Here is a 788-nt window from a genome sequence, read left to right as displayed (position 1 = left end):
GGTGGTGTTTCAAAAAGTATGCTGAAACAAAGCAGGTTGAATTTTGATAAAATAGAGAAATGCGAATAACTCTAGAAATCAAATGTCCAACCTGCCTCAGTGACAGTATAAAGAAAAATGGCATCAAAGTAGATGGGAAACAAAACTATCAGTGCAAAGACTGTAAACGTCAGTTTATTGGTGACCATGCTCTGAGCTATCTAGGATGTAATTCAGGCATTACTCGAAAAATATTACAGTTGATGGTCAGAGGTAGTGGTATACGAGATATCGCTGAAGTTGAGCGAATCAGTATCGGTAAAGTTTTACGTACTTTAACCGAATCGACCTACCAAATTCAGCCTAAACAAAGTCATTATGAGTCTCTTGAAGTTGATGAGTTTTGGACTTTTGTGGGAAATAAAAATAATAAACAATGGCTTATTTACGCCTACCATCGAGAAACAGGTGAGATTGTTGCTTATGTTTGGGGTAAAAGAGACTTAGCTACAGTTCAACGATTGAAGACAAAGCTTAAACAATTAGGTATTCACTACACCCGAATTGCAAGTGATCATTGGGACAGTTTCATAACTGCTTTTAAAAACTGCAAGCAAAGTATTGGTAAATTTTTTACTGTAGGTATTGAAGGTAATAATTGCAAAATAAGGCATCGAATTAGGCGCGGTTTTAGAAGGAGTTGTAATTTTTCAAAAAAGATTGAAAACCATTTTAAAGCTTTCGACTTAACCTTTTTTTACATCAATAATGGCTTCATTTAATGTCAGCATACTTTTTGAAACACCACC

At 35.2% G+C, this 788-nt stretch carries 1 protein-coding gene; it reads left to right on the top strand.

Annotated features, from left to right (window positions below):
* Positions 1-59: 59 nt before the first annotated feature.
* A complete protein-coding gene (locus tag NI469_RS15710) occupies positions 60-761 on the top strand; it encodes an IS1-like element ISPa14 family transposase (protein ID WP_001223318.1) in 702 nt (233 codons plus the stop codon).
* Positions 762-788 lie beyond the last annotated feature (27 nt).

The organism is Acinetobacter lwoffii (genome assembly GCF_024129735.1).
Classification (GTDB): Bacteria; Pseudomonadota; Gammaproteobacteria; order Pseudomonadales; family Moraxellaceae; genus Acinetobacter; species Acinetobacter lwoffii_H.
The sequence above is the reverse complement of the archived record's forward strand: the minus strand, read 5'-3'. Positions and strand labels throughout refer to the sequence as shown.